The sequence below is a fragment of the Pelagibius sp. genome (assembly GCF_965227505.1).
Lineage (GTDB): Bacteria > Pseudomonadota > Alphaproteobacteria > Kiloniellales > Kiloniellaceae > Pelagibius.
Genome location: NZ_OZ245757.1, coordinates 3,273,919 through 3,289,249 on the forward strand (window position 1 = coordinate 3,273,919; position 15,331 = coordinate 3,289,249).

A 15,331-nucleotide genomic window follows, 5' to 3' on the forward strand; every position below is an offset into this window, starting at 1 on the left:
TAGGGGCAGCCCGGGGCATTCCCCCTCACCCAGCTTCGGCTAGGTTCGCCATGCTCACCAAGCCTGCGCAACCCTCTCCCACCAGGGGAGAGGGATCACAAGCCGTCGCCAGTTTGGTCACCCTCTCCCCTCCGTGGGAGAGGGAGGGCCCCGCGAAGCGGGAGGGTGAGGGGGAATGCCCCGCGCGGCGCTTTGGCCACCTCTACTCCACCTTCAGGTCGAGCTTGGCGATGTTGGCCTGGGCGGCGGCGGCCGTTGCGCTTTCCGGCGCCAGGTTGGCGGCTTCGATCCAGTCGCTCCGGGCGCCGGCGTCGTCGCCGGCCAGGCGCCGCAGGTTGCCGCGCTCCAGATAGCCCTCGGCATTGCGCGGGTCGAGCGCCAGGGCGCGCTCCACGTCGGCCAGGGCCCGGGCCGGCTGGTCGAGGTAGCGGTGGGCGCTGGCCCGCAGCACCAGGATGTCGGCGCGCTGCGGGGCGTTGGCCTGGGCGCGGTCGATATCGGACAGGGCCGCCGCGAAGTCGCCGGCCGCCGCGGCGGTCATGGAGCGGTCGACCAGCAGTTCGACGTTGTTGGGTTCCCGCGCCAGGGCGATCGACTGGACCGCGTGGGCGCGCTCCAGGTTTTCCGCCAGGAACCAGGCCTGGCCGGCCTGGATCAGGATCGGGATCTGCAGAAACGCGAAGGACTGCTCCAGGCTGGAGGCGAGCGTTTCCAGCTCCTCCCCCGCCGCTGCATAGTGGCCGAGCCGGAGCAGCGCCACCGCCGCGCAGTGGCGGGCCGGGTCGCCTCCGCCGAGGTCGGCCCAGGTCTGGGCCTGCTCCAGCGCCTGGTCCGGGTCCAGGGACACCAGATCCATGCAGGCGCCGTAGCGGGCGGCCTGCTCCTGATCGTCGCTCTGGGCCCAGGCGTGGCTCTGTACCCATGCCGGCAAGGTTGCGCACGCAAGACCCAGCCACAGCAGCAACGCCATCGGGGTCCGCCGTTGGGCCCGCAGCGTTTCCTGTCCGGCATGCCTGTGCTTTTCTGCCGTCACGGCGCTTCCTATATCGTTGCTGTCGCCGGAGCTTGAGCATCCGGCGGCCGGGGCCGCCAACTTAGGCAAGAACCGCGGCCGCGAAAACCGCCTTGTCGCCGCAGACCGCGGCGTTGCCGAGAGTAGCCGTGCCAACGCAAACCGCCATGCCGCAGAAGGATCGAAGCCGATGACCGAAGCCCAGCACGCCGCCAACGGTGCTGCCGCGCCGCGCCTGTTCTGCTTCGGCCTGGGGTTCAGCGCCCTCGCCCTGGCGCGGCGGGTGATGGCGGACGGCTGGGCCGTCGCCGGGACGACCCGGTCTGACGACAAGATGGCGGCGCTGGCCGCCGAAGGCATCGAGGTCTTTCCCTTCGACCGGGAGCGGCCGCGGGAGATTCCGGCTGCGGCCCTGGCGGGTGCGACGCATTTGCTCAGCAGCATTGCCCCCGACGAGCAGGGCGACCCGGTCATCGACTGCTACGGCGCCGCGCTGGCCGGGGCCGAAGCCCTGCAGTGGGTCGGCTATCTCTCCACCACCGGCGTCTACGGCACCCGAGACGGTGGCTGGGTCGACGAGGACTCCGACCTCCACCCCAGTGCCGCGCGCAGCCGCCGGCGTGTTCAGGCAGAAGAGGCCTGGCTGTCGGCCTGGCGCGAAAACCGCCTGCTGGTCCACATCTTCCGCCTTGCCGGCATCTACGGTCCCGGCCGTTCCATGCTCGACACGGTGCGCGCGGGGAAAGCCAAGCGCATCGACCGCCCCGGCCAGGTCTTCAGCCGCATCCATGTGGACGACATCGCCAGCGTGCTGCAGGCCTCCATCGCGCGGCCCAATCCGGGGCGCGTCTACAACGTCTGCGACGATGGTCCGGCTTCGCCCGCCGAGGTCACGGCCTATGCCTGCAGCCTCCTGGGGGTCGAGCCGCCGCCCCTGGTGCCCCTGGAGGAAGCCGGCCTCTCGCCCATGGGCCTTAGCTTCTGGTCGGACAACAAGCGCGTCTCCAACCGCCGCCTGCACGAGGAACTGGGCGTCGATCTGCGCTACCCGACCTACAAGGCCGGGCTCGACGCGCTGCTGGCCGACGGCCACTGAAGGTCTTCGTCAGCGCGGACGGCAGCGCTCGATCAAGGCCGCGAGGGTTCTTTGAATCAGCGCCAGTTCTTCGGGCTCCGACAACCGGTGGCCGGCGTTCTTCACCAGGGTCAGTTCGACGTCTTCGCTCTCCAGCGCTTCGCAGAGCTTTAGCGTCGTCTGCCAGGGCACGTCGGGGTCCTTCATACCCTGGACAAGGCGCACCGGGCAGGTGAGCGGGATCGGTTTGTCCAGCAGCAGGTGTTCGCGCGCCTCCTCGATCAGCCGCATGGTGATGACGTAAGGCTCCTCGCTGTAGGCCGAGGGATAGAGCACATAGCCATCCCGCGCCATCTGCGCACGCAGCGCGTCGGTGGTGCGGGCCTGGATCAGGTACTCGGTGAAGTCGGGCGCGGCGGCGATGCCGAGCAGACCGGCGACCCGCTGCGGCCGTGCCAGCGCCGCCAGCATCGCGATCCAACCGCCCATGGACGAGCCGATCAGGATCTGCGGGCCCTCCGTGAGCCCGTCGAGGACCGCCAGGGTGTCGGCCAGCCAGCCGCCGATGGTGCCGTCCTCGAAACGGCCGGGGGAGGCGCCGTGGCCGCGATAGTCGAAGCGCAGGAAGCCGAGGCCCCGGGCCTGCGCGAAGGCTTCCAGGGTCACGGCCTTGGTGCCGGTCATGTCGGACATGAAGCCGCCGAGGAAGACCAGACCCGGGAGCGCGGGGCCTTCCTCGGCGCTGGCTTTTCCCGTCTCCGTCTTGTAATAGGCGAGGACGGTCCCGTCATCGCAGGTTAGGATCTGCGGTGCCGGTCCGGCGGGCGATTCGGGATTCGACATGGTGTCTTTCAGCTTCATTGTTGCGCAACCGGCCCCCCTGGCCTGCGGCGGGGGTTACGGGAATCGCCCGGCGCCATGAGCATGTCCGAGACTAGCACCGCGACCACCCGCGTCGAAAGCGCGCCGGCCAGCAAAGGTCCGGTGGTGATGCAGGTCGTGCCGGCGCTGGTCACCGGCGGCGCGGAGCGCGGCACCGTCGACATCGCCGGCGCCATCATCGCCGAGGGCGGAACGGCCATCGTCGCTTCCGAAGGCGGGCCGATGGAACATGACCTGAAGCGCCTCGGCGCGCTGCATCTGAAAATGCCCCTCGCCTCGAAAAATCCGCTGGTCATGCGCCGCAACGTGACCCGCCTGCAGCGGGCGGTCGAAAGCTACGGCGTCGATCTGCTGCACGCCCGCTCGCGGGCGCCGGCCTGGTCGGCGCATGCCGCCGCGCGCCGCAGCGGCTGCCATTTCGTCACCACCTTTCATGCGCCCTACAACTTCTCCAACGCGCTGAAGAAGCGCTACAACGCGATCATGGCGGAGGGCGAGCGCGTGATCGCGATTTCCGAGTTCATCGCCCAGCATGTGCGCGAGCACTACAAGGTCGACCCGAAAAAGCTGCGCGTCATCCCGCGCGGCGTCGATCTGGCGCGCTTCGATCCCGACCGGGTGAGCGCGGAGCGCATGATCCAGCTCTCCACCCGCTGGCGCCTGCCGGACGGCCTGCCGCTGATCCTGATGCCGGGCCGGCTGACCCGCTGGAAGGGCCAGGCGGTCCTTCTGGAGGCCCTCAGCCACCTGCGCGACATCGACTACCGCTGCGTCTTCGTCGGCTCCGACCAGGGCCGCACCGCCTACCGCCGGGAGCTGGAGGGCCTGATCTCCCGGCATGGCCTGGAGGGCAAGGTCTCCCTGCTCGATGAGTGCAAGGACATGCCCGCGGCCTACATGCTCTCCGACGTGGTGGTCTCCGCCTCCACCGACCCGGAGGGCTTCGGCCGTGTGATCGGCGAGGCCCAGGCGCTCGGCCGCCCGGTTGTCGCCAGCGACCACGGCGGCGCGCGCGAGCAGATCCTGCCCGGGCAGACCGGCTTTCTCTTTCCCTCCGGCGATGCCGCCGCCCTCGCCGATACGCTGCGCAAGGCGCTCGGCCTGACGCGGGACGAGCGCGCGCTGCTTCACAGCGCCGCCATCGCCCGCGTCCGCCAGCATTTCTCCAAGGACCAGATGTGCGCCAAGACCCTCGCGGTCTACAAAGAGGTGCTGCGGTCCGGCGCCTGGGCGCCCGGGGCGCATCCTTGACAGGCATTGGAATCCTTCTAGAGTTGCCGCCGCTTTCGGCCCCCGCAACTGCCTGCAGGGGCTGAAGGGCGGCGCGCCCTGCCGCGCGCGGACTGCACCCTTGAACCTGCCTTGGCCGACGCATGGACCTGACCCAAGAAAAACAGATCTCGATCACCCTGCCGGACGGCTCCGCCAAGACCTTCGACGGGCCGGTGACCGGCGCCGAGGTGGCGGCCAGCATCGGTCCGGGCCTCGCCAAGGCGGCCCTGGCGATCAAGGTCGACGGGGTGCTGAAGGATCTGACAGCGCCCATCGGCGGCGATGCGGCGGTGGAGATCGTCACCCCCGGCCATGAAGACAGCCTGGAACTGTTGCGCCACGACTGCGCCCATGTGCTGGCCGAAGCCGCGCAGGAGCTCTATCCGGACACCCAGGTGACCTTCGGTCCCGCCATCGAAAACGGCTTCTACTACGACTTTGCCCGGGCCACGCCCTTCACGCCGGAGGATCTGGCGGCCATCGAGCAGCGCATGCACGAGATCGTCGACCGCGACGAGACCATCACCCGGGAAATCTGGGACCGCGACGACGCCATCCGCCTCTTCATGGAGAAAGGCGAGAAGTACAAGGCCGAGCACATCGAGACGCTGCCCCGCGATGCGGAGATCTCCATCTACCGCCAGGGCGACTGGCTCGACCTCTGCACCGGCCCGCACCTGCCCTCCACCAAGAAGCTGGGCCACGCCTTCAAGCTGACCAAGGTCTCCGGCGCTTACTGGCGCGGCGATGCGCGCAACGAACAGCTGCAGCGCGTCTACGGCACCTGCTGGGAGACGGAAAAGCAGCTCAAGGCCTACCTCACCATGGTCGAGGAGGCCGAGAAGCGCGACCACCGGCGCCTGGGCCGCGAGATGAACCTCTTCCACCTGCAGGAGGAGGCCGTGGGCTCGGTGTTCTGGCACCCCAAGGGCTGGGCCCTCTACCGCACCGTCGAGGACTACATGCGCCGGCGGCTGGACGAGGCGGGCTACCTCGAGGTGAAGACCCCGCAGCTCATCGACCGCGCGCTCTGGGAGGCCTCGGGCCACTGGGACAAGTTCCACGAGCACATGTTCATCGCTGAGTCCGAGGACCGCTCCCTGGCGGTGAAGCCGATGAACTGCCCGGGGCACGTGCAGATCTTCAAGCAGGGCATCACCAGCTACCGCGACCTGCCGCTGCGCATGGCGGAATTCGGCGCCTGCCACCGCAACGAGCCTTCCGGCGCCCTGCACGGGCTGATGCGGGTGCGCGCCTTCACCCAGGACGACGCCCACATCTTCGCAACGCCGGAGCAGATCAACAGCGAAACGGTGATCTTCTGCGACCTGCTGCAGAGCATCTACCGCGATTTCGGCTTCGACGAGGTGGTGGTGAAGTTCTCCGACCGGCCGCCGGTGCGCGCCGGCGACGACGCCACCTGGGACAAGGCGGAGGCGGCGCTGCTGGACGCGGTCCGCGAGGCCGGCCTCGAGTACAGCCTGAACCCGGGCGAAGGCGCCTTCTACGGCCCCAAGCTGGAGTTCGTGCTGCGCGATGCCATCGGGCGCGACTGGCAGTGCGGCACCTTCCAGGTCGACTTCGTGCTGCCGGAGCGCCTCGGCGCCAGCTACGTCGGCGAGGACGGCGAGAAGCACCGCCCGGTCATGCTGCACCGGGCCATTCTCGGCTCCTTCGAGCGGTTCCTGGCGATCCTGATCGAGCAGTTTGCCGGCCGTTTCCCGCTCTGGCTGGCGCCGGTGCAGGTGGTGGTTGCGACCATCACCTCGGACGCCAACGACTACGCGGCGGCGGTCCGGGACCGCCTGGCGGCCCAGGGCCTGCGGGTCGAAGCGGATCTGCGCAACGAGAAAATCAATTATAAGGTGCGCGAGCACTCCCTGGCCAAGGTCCCGGTGATCGCCGTTGTCGGGCGCCGCGAGGCCGAGGAAGGCAAGGTCGCCCTGCGCCGCCTGGGCAGCAAAGCGCAAGAGATCCTTGCGCTTGACGATGCAGCGGCTAGGATCATGGCGGAAGCGGCAGGCCCGGGCGCCGAGACGCCAGAGGCCTGATCGTGAAATGGCCGGTCGCTCCGGGCGCTTGTGCGAGATCCGGGACGCTGGCCGAAGGGCCCGCGAAGAAGCCTGCCCGCCGAGGAGGGGAAGCCGCCGCCAACCATGGCGGGGCGGATTTCAGATCCCGATTGAGTGGTTAGCCAGCTATGGATGGAAACGAGGAGCTTAAGCAATAGCACGCCCACCCTTTGACAGCGCGCCGTCCCGCGACGGTCCGCGCGTGAATGACATGATCACGTCGGCACAGGTCCGGCTGGTCGACGAGAACGGCGAACAGGTCGGGATCGTTCCCACCGCAGATGCGCTGCGCCGGGCGCAGGATGTCGGGCTGGACCTTCTTGAGGTCTCGCCCAATGCGGACCCGCCGGTCTGCAAGATCCTCGACTACGGCCGCTTCCGCTATGAGGCCCAGAAGAAGAAGAACGAGGCCCGCAAGAAGCAGAAGACCATCGATGTCAAAGAAATCAAGATGCGGCCCAACATCGACACCCACGACTACGAGGTGAAGATGCGCTCGATCCACCGCTTCATCGGCGAAGGCGACAAGGTCAAGGTGACCATGCGCTTCCGCGGCCGGGAAATGGTGCATCAGGAAATCGGCAAGCAGGTGCTGGACCGGGTCCGCGAGGAGATGGAGCCGACCGCCAAGGTCGAGCAGTTCCCCAAGCTCGAAGGCCGCCAGATGACGATGGTCATGGCGCCGCGCTAGCGGCGCGGGGGTCATGGCGCCGCGCTAGCGGCGCGGGGGTCATGGAGCCGCGTTAGCGGCGCGGGGGTCATGGAGCCGCGTTAGCGGCGCGGGGGGCATGAAGCCGCGCTAGCCGCGCGGGGGACCGTTCCCCCGCTGTTTCTCTAGGGCCCCCGATGTTTCTCCAAGGAAGGGGCCGGCCAGAAAGCCGGGTCCTGCGCAGAGTGTGACGGTTGCGGTCCGCGCCGATCGCAGTGGACCGCCGCAGATCAACAGCCGCACCGCAGAAGAGAAGCGAGACTGCCGATGAACCCCGTGGTCAACCTGAAAACGCAGCTCGACGGCGTGGAGGAGCTCTGGTCGCCCCGCGTGGTCGGCCGGGTCAACGACCAGTTCGTCAAGGTCGCCAAGGTGAAGGGTGAGCTGGCCTGGCACAAGCACGATGCGGAGGACGAGCTCTTCCTGGTGCTGAAAGGCCGCCTTGTCATCCAGTACGAGGACGGCGCGGTGACCCTGGAAGAGGGCGACATGCATATCGTGCCCAAGGGCCGCATGCATAACCCGGTGGCGGCGGAGGAATGCTGGATCGCCCTGGTCGAAACCGTAACCACCCGGCATACCGGCGACATCGTGACGGAGAAGACCAAACCGGTCGACCGGCAGATCGCCGACGGCGGCGCCCTGGCAGGTTAAGCCGCTTTCCTGCCTGCCCGATGGCTGGCCGCAAGCAGCGGAACGGTTGTCACCCCCCTCCCGACCTCCCCCCATCAAGGGGGGAGGGGATTTTTCAAGTCACCCGCATGAGCGTCTTTGGCGACGCCTTGGCTGACCAGCAAGAAGCGGGGCCAACTCCTATCCCCCCCCTTTATGGGGGAGGGATGGGGTGGGGGTGGTGCATGCGACGGATCGCTGCCGCTTCAAGCGTCAGGCGCCGAAACCGCCGTCAATCGTGTGCTGGGCGCCGGTGACGTAGGCGGCTTCCGGCCCCACGAGGTAGGCCACCAGGCCGGCGATTTCTGCCGGTTCGGCGTGGCGCTTGATGGCCAGGAAGGAGTGCATCGTTTCCTTCATCGGGCCGTCGGCCGGGTTCATGTCGGTATTGACGGGGCCGGGCTGAACCGAGTTCACGGTGATGCCGCGGTCGCCGAAGTCGCGGGCGAGACCCCGCACCAGACCCTGCACCGCCGATTTCGTGAGGGCATAGGCCGCACCGCCGGGAAAGGGCATGCGGTCGCCGTTCACCGACCCGATCACCACGATGCGCCCGCCGTCCTTCATCTTGCGGGCCGCTTCCACGGCGGCGTGGTAGGGGCTGCGCACATTGACGTCGATCATGCGGTCGACGGCGTCGGGGTCGTTTTCCAGGGCGTGGCCCAGCACCGCGACACCGGCGTTGACGACCAGGATGTCCAGGGCGCCCTGGTCGTCGATCACCCGGGCGACCGCTTCGCGGTCCGCCGAGTCGCTCTGGGTGGCCTTTGCCCCGGTCTTCTCGGCCAGGGTCGCGGCGGCCTCGGCCGATCCGGCGTAGGTGAAAACCGTCTCGGCGCCGTCCTTGGCGAGGCGTTCGACGATGGCGGCGCCGATCCCCCGGCTGCCGCCGAGGACGAGGGCTTTCTTGTTCTCAAGTGAAGACATGGTGCGGCTCCTTTTGGAAAAGCTGTGGTTGGCTGGAAAAGCGTTGGGTGGATGGTTGTTGAAATTCTGTAGTGATCGTTACATATGTTCCTGAGACGCTTTCGCAAGAGAAAAATGTAATGAGCGCTAAAAAAATCACAGAAGGAAGCGAGACGGGCCGCGGGCGGCCCCGCGCCTTCGATCCGGAAGCCGCGGTGGAAACCGCCCTCGGCCTGTTTCACGCCCGCGGCTATGACGCGGTGGGGGTGGCCGAACTGAGCCAGGCCATCGGCGTGAATCCGCCCAGCCTCTACGCCGCCTTCGGCAGCAAGCAGGGCCTCTATGAGCGTGCCGTGGCCCGCTATCTGGGCCGCGAGGGGGCCTTTGTCTCCGAAATCCTGGCCGAGCCGGGGCCGGTGGCGGAGATCGGGGCCCGGCTCCTTACGCGTGCGGCCGAGGCCTACGGTATCGACCGGATGCACCTGGGCTGCCTGGTGACCGACGGCGCCCGCAACTCTGCCGACGAGGGGGTCTGCGCCTTTACCAAGACCCTGAAGGCCGCCGCCCGGGACCGGGTGATCGCCCGCTTTCGCCAGGAGTTCCCGCCGGAAAGCGCCCCGGGCAAGGCCGAGCGCCTGGCCGATTTCGTCGTCGTCACCCTGGCCGGGCTCTCCGCCTCCGCCCGCGACGGCCTGCCCCCCGAGGCCCTGGCGCAGGCCGCCGCCATCGCCGGCGCCGGCTTCCGCGTGGCCTGTGCGGAAGCCCAGGAAATGAAGGCTTAAACGGGGGCATAAACGGGGGCTTGAGGGGTCTTCTCAGGCCCTTGGCCCCGGCTTGCAATCCGGCCTGGAGGCCGCTATAACCCCGCGTTCCTGAGAAAGAGCGGTCCGGCGAAAGGGCATGCCCAGCCGCTCACACTGTCTCGTTTCGTTCAGAAAGGATGCAAAATGCCCAAGCTGAAGAACAAGTCCGGGGCGAAGAAGCGCTTCCGGCTGACCGCCACCGGCAAGGTGCGCATGAACCAGGCGGGCAAGCGCCACGGCATGCGCAAGCGCCCCCAGAAGATGATCCGCAACGCCCGCGGCTCCACGCTGCTCTGCGACGCCGACGCCAAGATCGTGCGCCGCAACTTCCTGCCCTACGCGAAGTAAGGAGACCGGAGCCATGGCAAGAGTGAAACGCGGCGTCACCACCCACGCCCGCCACAAGAAGGTCATCAAACGCGCCAAGGGCTATCGCAGCCGGGGCAAGAACGTCTTCACGGTCGCCATCGAGCGCGTCGAGAAGGGCATGCAGTATGCCTACCGCGACCGCCGGGTGAAGAAGCGCAACTTCCGCTCCCTGTGGATCCAGCGCATCAATGCCGGCGCCCGCCAGCACGGCCTCACCTACTCGCAGTTTATGAACGGCATCAAGGAGGCGGGCATCGAGCTCGACCGCAAGGTGCTGTCGGACCTTGCGGTGCGTGAGCCCGAAGCCTTTAAGTCCTTGGTCGACCAGGCGAAGGCCGCACGGGCCTGACGCCTCTCGTGGACCGGCCACGGCTCAGACGCTGAGGCGCTGGCCGGTTCCAAGGACCACTCCCGCAGACCCGGCGCAAGACCGGGTCGCTTGCCGAAGAACCGGTCATAGAGGAAACGGACGGTTCGGCTGGCGGGATGGCAAAGGCGGACAGTAATCATGGAAAGTCTTGAGCAGCTGCAGAGCAGTCTGATCGATCAGGTGGCCGCGGCTGCCGATCTCGAAGCCCTCGAAAAACTGCGCGTCCAGGCGCTCGGCAAGAAAGGCGAACTGACCCAGCGGCTGAAGACCCTTGGCAGCCTCTCCCCGGACGAGCGCCGCGAAGCCGGCCAGAGCCTCAACAAGATCAAGGAAGCCGTCAACGCGGCCATCGAGACGCGCCGCGGCACTCTGGAAGAGGCGGCCCTCGAGGCGCGGCTGGCGGAGGAATCCATCGACGTCAGCCTGCCGGCGCGCCCGGCGGAACTCGGCCGCATCCACCCCATCAGCCAGACCTGGGAAGAGCTGGTGGCGATCTTCGGCGAGATGGGCTTCTCGGTGGCCGAAGGCCCCCATATCGAGGACGACTTCCACAACTTCACGGCCTTGAACATCCACGAGTGGCATCCGGCCCGCCAGGACATGGATACCTTCTATCTGAAGCCGGCGGCGGACGGCACGCGCAAGGTGCTGCGCACCCATACCTCGCCGGTACAGATCCGCACCATGCTGGCCGAGAAGCCGCCGATCCGCATCATCGTACCGGGGCGCACCTTCCGCGCCGACCACGACGCCACCCACTCCCCGATGTTCCATCAGGTCGAGGGGCTGGTGATCGACAAGAAGACCCATATGGGCCACCTGAAGGGCACCCTGACGGCCTTCTGCCGCGCCTACTTCGGGATCGACGACCTGCCGCTGCGCTTCCGGCCCAGCTACTTCCCCTTCACCGAGCCCTCGGCGGAGGTCGACATCGGCTGCAGCCGCGAGGGCGGCGAGCTGAAGATCGGCCCCGGCAAGGACTGGCTGGAGATTCTCGGCAGCGGCATGGTGCACCCCCAGGTGCTGGCCAACTGCGGCCTCGACCCCGAGGTCTACCAGGGCTTCGCCTTCGGCATGGGGATCGAGCGCATCGCCATGCTGAAGTACGGCTTCCCGGACCTGCGCATCTTCTACGAGACGGATCTGCGCTGGCTGAAGCACTACGGCTTCGTGCCGCTGGAGCCGCCCTCTCTGGTGCGGGGAGGCTGAGGCGATGAAGTTCACCCTGTCCTGGCTGAAGGAGCACCTGGAAACCGAGGCCTCGTTGCGGGAGATCACCGACGCCCTGTCGATGATCGGCCTGGAGGTCGAGGGCGTCGACAACCCGGCCGAGGCGCTCTCCGCCTTCACCGTCGCCCGCGTCAAGGAGGCGCGCCAGCACCCCAATGCCGACCGCCTGCGGGTCTGCATCGTCGATACCGGCAGCGAAGAGGTGCAGGTGGTCTGCGGCGCGCCCAACGCGCGCAGCGGTATGCTGGGCGTCTTCGCGCCGGTGGGAAGCTACATCCCCGGCACCGGGATCACCCTGAAGGCCGGGACGATCCGCGGCGAGGCGTCCAACGGCATGCTGGTTTCCGAGCGGGAAATGGGCCTCTCCGACGAGCACGAGGGCATCATCGAGCTGGAGCAGGAGGCGCCGCTGGGCAGCCCCTTCGCCGAGGCCGCCGGCCTCGACGACCCGGTGATCGAGATCGCTATCACCCCCAACCGCGGCGACTGCCTGGGCGTGCGCGGCATCGCGCGGGATCTGGCCGCCGCCGGGCTCGGCACGCTGAAGCCGCTGGACACTGCGCCGCTGCCGGGCGGTTTCGACAGCCCGATCCGCTGGCAGCGCGCCCTGCCGGACGACCAGCAGCATCTCTGCCCCTTCGTCTCCGGCCGCTACTTCCGCGGCGTCAAGAACGGGCCGAGCCCGAAGTGGATGCAGGACCGCCTGCGGGCCATCGGCCTCAGGCCGATCTCCGCCCTGGTCGATATCACCAACTACGTGACCTACGACCTGAGCCGGCCGCTCCACGTCTTTGACGCCGACAAGGTGAAGGGCGACGTCACCATGCGCCTGGCCGAGCCGGGTGCCGAGATCCTGGCGCTGGACGGCAACACCTACCGCCTGGACGAGACCATGGTGGTGATCCAGGACGATGCCGGACCGGAAGGGATCGGCGGCATCATGGGCGGCGAGGTCTCCGGCTGCACGGAGGAGACCACCAACGTGTTCCTGGAGGCGGCCCTCTTCGACCCCATCCGGGTGGCGGAGACCGGCCGCAAACTGGGCATCCATTCCGATGCCCGCTACCGCTTCGAGCGCGAGGTCGATCCGAATTTCGTGCTGCCGGGGGTGGAGGTGGCGACCCGCCTGATCCTGGAGCTCTGCGGCGGCGAGGCCAGCCACGTGGTGACCGCCGGCGAAGTCCCGGCCTGGGACCGCAGTGTCGGCCTGCGGCCCGCCCGCATCGCCAGCCTCTGCGGCGTCGAGGTCGCGACGGAGCGCCAGGCGGAGATCCTGGAGCGCCTCGGTTTCGCCGTCGACACATCCGGCGATCGGCTGGAAGCCGCCGTCCCGTCCTGGCGGCCCGATATCGAGGGCGAGGCCTGCCTTGTGGAAGAAGTGCTGCGTATCCACGGCTACGATGCGATCCCCGAGGTCGACCTGCCGCGCGAGACCTATCTGCCGCAGGCGGCGCTCAGCCCCGGTCAGCGGCGCGTCGCCGCGGCGCGCACGGCGCTGGCCTGGCGCGAGATGTGGGAGGGCGTGACCTTCTCCTTCCTCTCCGGCAAGGAGGCGGCGCTGTTCGGTGGCGGCGCTGCGGCGCTGCACCTGGACAATCCGATCTCGGCGGACCTCGACGTCATGCGGCCGACGCCGCTGGCCAATCTGGCGAGCGCCGCCGCGCGCAACGCCGACCGCGGCTACGGCGATCTCGCGCTTTTCGAGGTGGGGCCGCAGTACAACGACGACAGCCCGGAAGGGCAGGCGACCGTGGCCGCCGGCATCCGGGCGGGCGAGCGCCGCCAGCGCAGTTGGGCGGCCCCGGGCCGGCCGGTCGATGCTTTCGACGCCAAGGGCGATGCCGAGGCGGTGCTCGCGGCCTGCGAGGCGCCGGTGGCCAACCTGCAGGTCACCCGCGACGCACCGGCCTGGTACCACCCGGGCCGCTCCGGCGTGCTGCGCCTGGGTCCCAACGTGCTGGCCCAGTTCGGCGAACTGCACCCGCGGGTGCTCAGGGCGCTGGACCTGAAGGGCCCGGCGGTTGCTTTCGAGGTCTTCCTCGACCGCATCCCCCTGCCCCGGTCGGGCCGTCAGAAGCCGTCGTTGCTGAAGCTTTCGGCCTTTCAGCCGGTCTCCCGCGACTTCGCCTTCGTGATCGACGAGGACGTACCGGCGGAAAAGGTGCTGCGGGCGGCGCGCGGCGCCGACAAGACGCTGGTCAGCGATGTCGTGCTGTTCGATGTCTATCGAGGCAAGGGGGTGGAGCCGGGCAAGAAGTCGCTCGCCATCGCGGTGACGCTGCAGCCGCGCGAGGCGACGTTGACCGATCAGGAAATCGAAGCGGTGGCGGCGAAGGTCGTCAAACAGGTGACCGGCGCCACCGGCGGGACCCTGCGCGGCTGAAGCCGCGGCCCTTCTGAATCGGCCCCTCCGGGTTCGTCGCCGGCCGGCCCCAAGCGGGGGACGGCAGGCGGCGGATACTCAACGATAGACGCTTGCTTCGGTATCGCTGGTGCGTGCCCAGAGTTCGTCGGCCCGACGCGCCTTGGCGACCAACTCCTTGGCGAGCTTGATGTTGCCAGCCGCTTCCGCACGTGCCGCCAAGGCCCAAGTCATGGCGGCATACTCGCGCGCTTCCGCTTCGCTGATTCTCCGATCCATTGCCAGTGTCCCTGCCCATCCCGCAGATATTGCGAGCCTTGAGCGTCGTCCGGCCATGGTTAACGAAAGGTTAAGATCCCGCTGACTGTGATATTTGCGCACTGAGAGTGGCAAAGATGCAACAAGGCTGGATGGGTCCTGGCGGTGGCGAGCCGCTTCCCGGCTTATGGCCGTCGGGCAACAAAAAGCCCGGTCCCTTTGGGGACCGGGCTTCGTCGTGGCCTGCAGACAGCCGTTGGAGCCACAGCGGTCAGGTGCTGTACCACTGCATGCAGATACGGGGCCCCTGGTGGGCCTTGTTGCCCCGGCTGTTCTTCTTGATGGTCTTGTTGATGAAGGCCTCGAGCTCGCGGATGTGGTGCTCCGGCACGCCCAGGCGAATCAGTTTGGCGCGCGACTGGCGCGCGTTCTTGGTGTAGGTGGCCGCGTCTTTCTTGCCGAGCGCTTCGTAGGCTTTCACCATGCAATAGTTCTGCTGGTACCAGCGCGCTTCGTTGCGCGCCGCGGCGGGGGATGCCGAAGTCGCGAGGACCACACCTGCCACTGCCGCGCAGGCCGCCAAGCGCAGGCTGCTCCCCGTCATCGTAAGGATTTTGCCCATTAAATCTCTCCGCATCGTGCATCCTCAGATCCCTGAGGTTCCCCCAATTCTTCCTGCCCGGCGTTGAGATTCGGTGAAGAATCGAGACAATGCCCCCTAACTCCCGAATACTTTAGCAGTCTTGTCAGGGACCTAAAAGATAGAAACCAAGTCCTAAGATGCCCAGAAAAGATAGGCGGCAAGATAGGCCGCAAGATAGGCGGGCAAGATACTCAGACAAGCTGCCCGGATAAGGCGCCCGCCGCAGATCCGCTTTAGTACTGGAAGAACCTTGGTTGGCCTGACCGGGGCGTCAGGACGCGGGTGGTGGCGCTGGCCGGCTGTTGCCAGTGCAACTCGACCCCATGATCGGCGAGAAAGGACTCGGCGGCGGCACGGGCCTCGGCGTGGGTGCGGGCGGTGCCCTGCTGATAGCGGACGCCGTCCTGCTCGAAGGTCACGGTCCAGCGGAACAGCGGCTCGCCGCGCTGGTAGGTGAAGCTCGAGGTTTCCCGCCAAGGTTCGATCAAGATATTGTGTCGTTTCAACATGTCCTCCATAGCCTCTCGCCTGGAGGGCTATCACAGCCTCTATCGCCGAAGGTGTGACGACTTCGCGTCAAATTCGCGTGTTTTGGTTTGTAGGCGGTTGGCCGGATCGACTCATGATCGACTCTTGATCGACTCTGGGAAGGGCTGCGGCCAGGGGGACTGCCCGTTTGCGCGGTGGTCCATCAAG

General features: G+C 67.8%; 16 protein-coding genes. 10 read left to right on the forward strand and 6 right to left on the reverse strand.

The window, feature by feature from the left end; translation table 11 throughout:
- Positions 1–202 precede the first annotated feature (202 nt).
- Entirely contained in the window at positions 203–1,033 is an 831-nt protein-coding gene (locus ACO06P_RS15580; protein WP_421938129.1) for a hypothetical protein, read from the reverse strand.
- 169 nt (positions 1,034–1,202) lie between these two features.
- Between ACO06P_RS15580 and ACO06P_RS15585 the strand changes: the two genes are divergently transcribed.
- The gene (locus tag ACO06P_RS15585; RefSeq protein ID WP_420346153.1) at positions 1,203–2,108 is read left to right on the forward strand and encodes an SDR family oxidoreductase; all 906 of its coding nucleotides are present in this window, start codon (positions 1,203–1,205) and stop codon (positions 2,106–2,108) included.
- Between the two features lie 9 nt (positions 2,109–2,117).
- Here ACO06P_RS15585 and ACO06P_RS15590 read toward each other — a convergent pair whose 3' ends face one another.
- Complete coding sequence (locus ACO06P_RS15590) at positions 2,118–2,930, reverse strand: alpha/beta fold hydrolase (protein ID WP_421935124.1); 813 nt, start codon at positions 2,928–2,930, stop codon at positions 2,118–2,120.
- A gap of 81 nt (positions 2,931–3,011) precedes the next feature.
- On the opposite strand from ACO06P_RS15590, the gene ACO06P_RS15595 reads away from it, so the two are divergent.
- The 4 genes from ACO06P_RS15595 (at position 3,012) to ACO06P_RS15610 (ending at position 7,676) form a co-directional block, all read left to right on the forward strand.
- Entirely contained in the window at positions 3,012–4,220 is a 1,209-nt protein-coding gene (locus ACO06P_RS15595) for a glycosyltransferase family 4 protein (protein ID WP_420346155.1), read from the forward strand.
- A 122-nt stretch (positions 4,221–4,342) separates the two neighbouring features.
- Positions 4,343–6,292 (forward strand): threonine--tRNA ligase, encoded by a 1,950-nt coding sequence (gene thrS, locus ACO06P_RS15600; RefSeq protein WP_420346156.1) that lies wholly within the window; start codon positions 4,343–4,345, stop codon positions 6,290–6,292.
- Between the two features lie 232 nt (positions 6,293–6,524).
- A complete protein-coding gene (infC, locus tag ACO06P_RS15605) occupies positions 6,525–7,004 on the forward strand; it encodes a translation initiation factor IF-3 (RefSeq protein ID WP_421938130.1) in 480 nt (159 codons plus the stop codon).
- Between the two features lie 285 nt (positions 7,005–7,289).
- Entirely contained in the window at positions 7,290–7,676 is a 387-nt protein-coding gene (locus tag ACO06P_RS15610; protein ID WP_420346157.1) for a cupin domain-containing protein, read from the forward strand.
- A 231-nt stretch (positions 7,677–7,907) separates the two neighbouring features.
- Here ACO06P_RS15610 and bdcA read toward each other — a convergent pair whose 3' ends face one another.
- A complete protein-coding gene (bdcA, locus tag ACO06P_RS15615) occupies positions 7,908–8,621 on the reverse strand; it encodes an SDR family oxidoreductase (protein ID WP_420346158.1) in 714 nt (237 codons plus the stop codon).
- Between the two features lie 119 nt (positions 8,622–8,740).
- Between bdcA and ACO06P_RS15620 the strand changes: the two genes are divergently transcribed.
- The 5 genes from ACO06P_RS15620 to pheT all read left to right on the forward strand — a co-directional run bounded on the left by ACO06P_RS15620 (position 8,741) and on the right by pheT (position 13,755).
- The gene (locus ACO06P_RS15620) at positions 8,741–9,382 is read left to right on the forward strand and encodes a TetR/AcrR family transcriptional regulator (protein WP_420346159.1); all 642 of its coding nucleotides are present in this window, start codon (positions 8,741–8,743) and stop codon (positions 9,380–9,382) included.
- A gap of 165 nt (positions 9,383–9,547) precedes the next feature.
- The gene (rpmI, locus tag ACO06P_RS15625; protein WP_299396389.1) at positions 9,548–9,751 is read left to right on the forward strand and encodes a 50S ribosomal protein L35; all 204 of its coding nucleotides are present in this window, start codon (positions 9,548–9,550) and stop codon (positions 9,749–9,751) included.
- 13 nt (positions 9,752–9,764) lie between these two features.
- Positions 9,765–10,121 carry a 50S ribosomal protein L20 gene (gene rplT, locus ACO06P_RS15630; RefSeq protein ID WP_420346160.1) on the forward strand — a complete coding sequence of 119 codons (357 nt, stop codon included), beginning with the start codon at positions 9,765–9,767 and terminating at the stop codon, positions 10,119–10,121.
- 159 nt (positions 10,122–10,280) lie between these two features.
- Positions 10,281–11,351 carry a phenylalanine--tRNA ligase subunit alpha gene (gene pheS / locus ACO06P_RS15635; protein ID WP_420346161.1) on the forward strand — a complete coding sequence of 357 codons (1,071 nt, stop codon included), beginning with the start codon at positions 10,281–10,283 and terminating at the stop codon, positions 11,349–11,351.
- Positions 11,352–11,355: 4 nt separating this feature from the next.
- Positions 11,356–13,755 carry a phenylalanine--tRNA ligase subunit beta gene (pheT, locus tag ACO06P_RS15640; protein ID WP_420346162.1) on the forward strand — a complete coding sequence of 800 codons (2,400 nt, stop codon included), beginning with the start codon at positions 11,356–11,358 and terminating at the stop codon, positions 13,753–13,755.
- A 78-nt stretch (positions 13,756–13,833) separates the two neighbouring features.
- Here the strand turns inward: pheT and ACO06P_RS15645 are convergent, their stop codons facing one another.
- From ACO06P_RS15645 to ACO06P_RS15655, 3 genes are all read right to left on the reverse strand, one after another.
- A complete protein-coding gene (locus tag ACO06P_RS15645; RefSeq protein ID WP_299394980.1) occupies positions 13,834–14,013 on the reverse strand; it encodes a hypothetical protein in 180 nt (59 codons plus the stop codon).
- A gap of 250 nt (positions 14,014–14,263) precedes the next feature.
- Positions 14,264–14,596, reverse strand: a complete 333-nt coding sequence (locus tag ACO06P_RS15650; RefSeq protein ID WP_420346163.1) for a hypothetical protein — start codon at positions 14,594–14,596, stop codon at positions 14,264–14,266.
- A gap of 272 nt (positions 14,597–14,868) precedes the next feature.
- On the reverse strand, positions 14,869–15,123 hold the full coding sequence (locus ACO06P_RS15655; protein ID WP_420346164.1) for a hypothetical protein: 255 nt from the start codon (positions 15,121–15,123) through the stop codon (positions 14,869–14,871).
- Between the last annotated feature and the right edge of the window lie 208 nt (positions 15,124–15,331).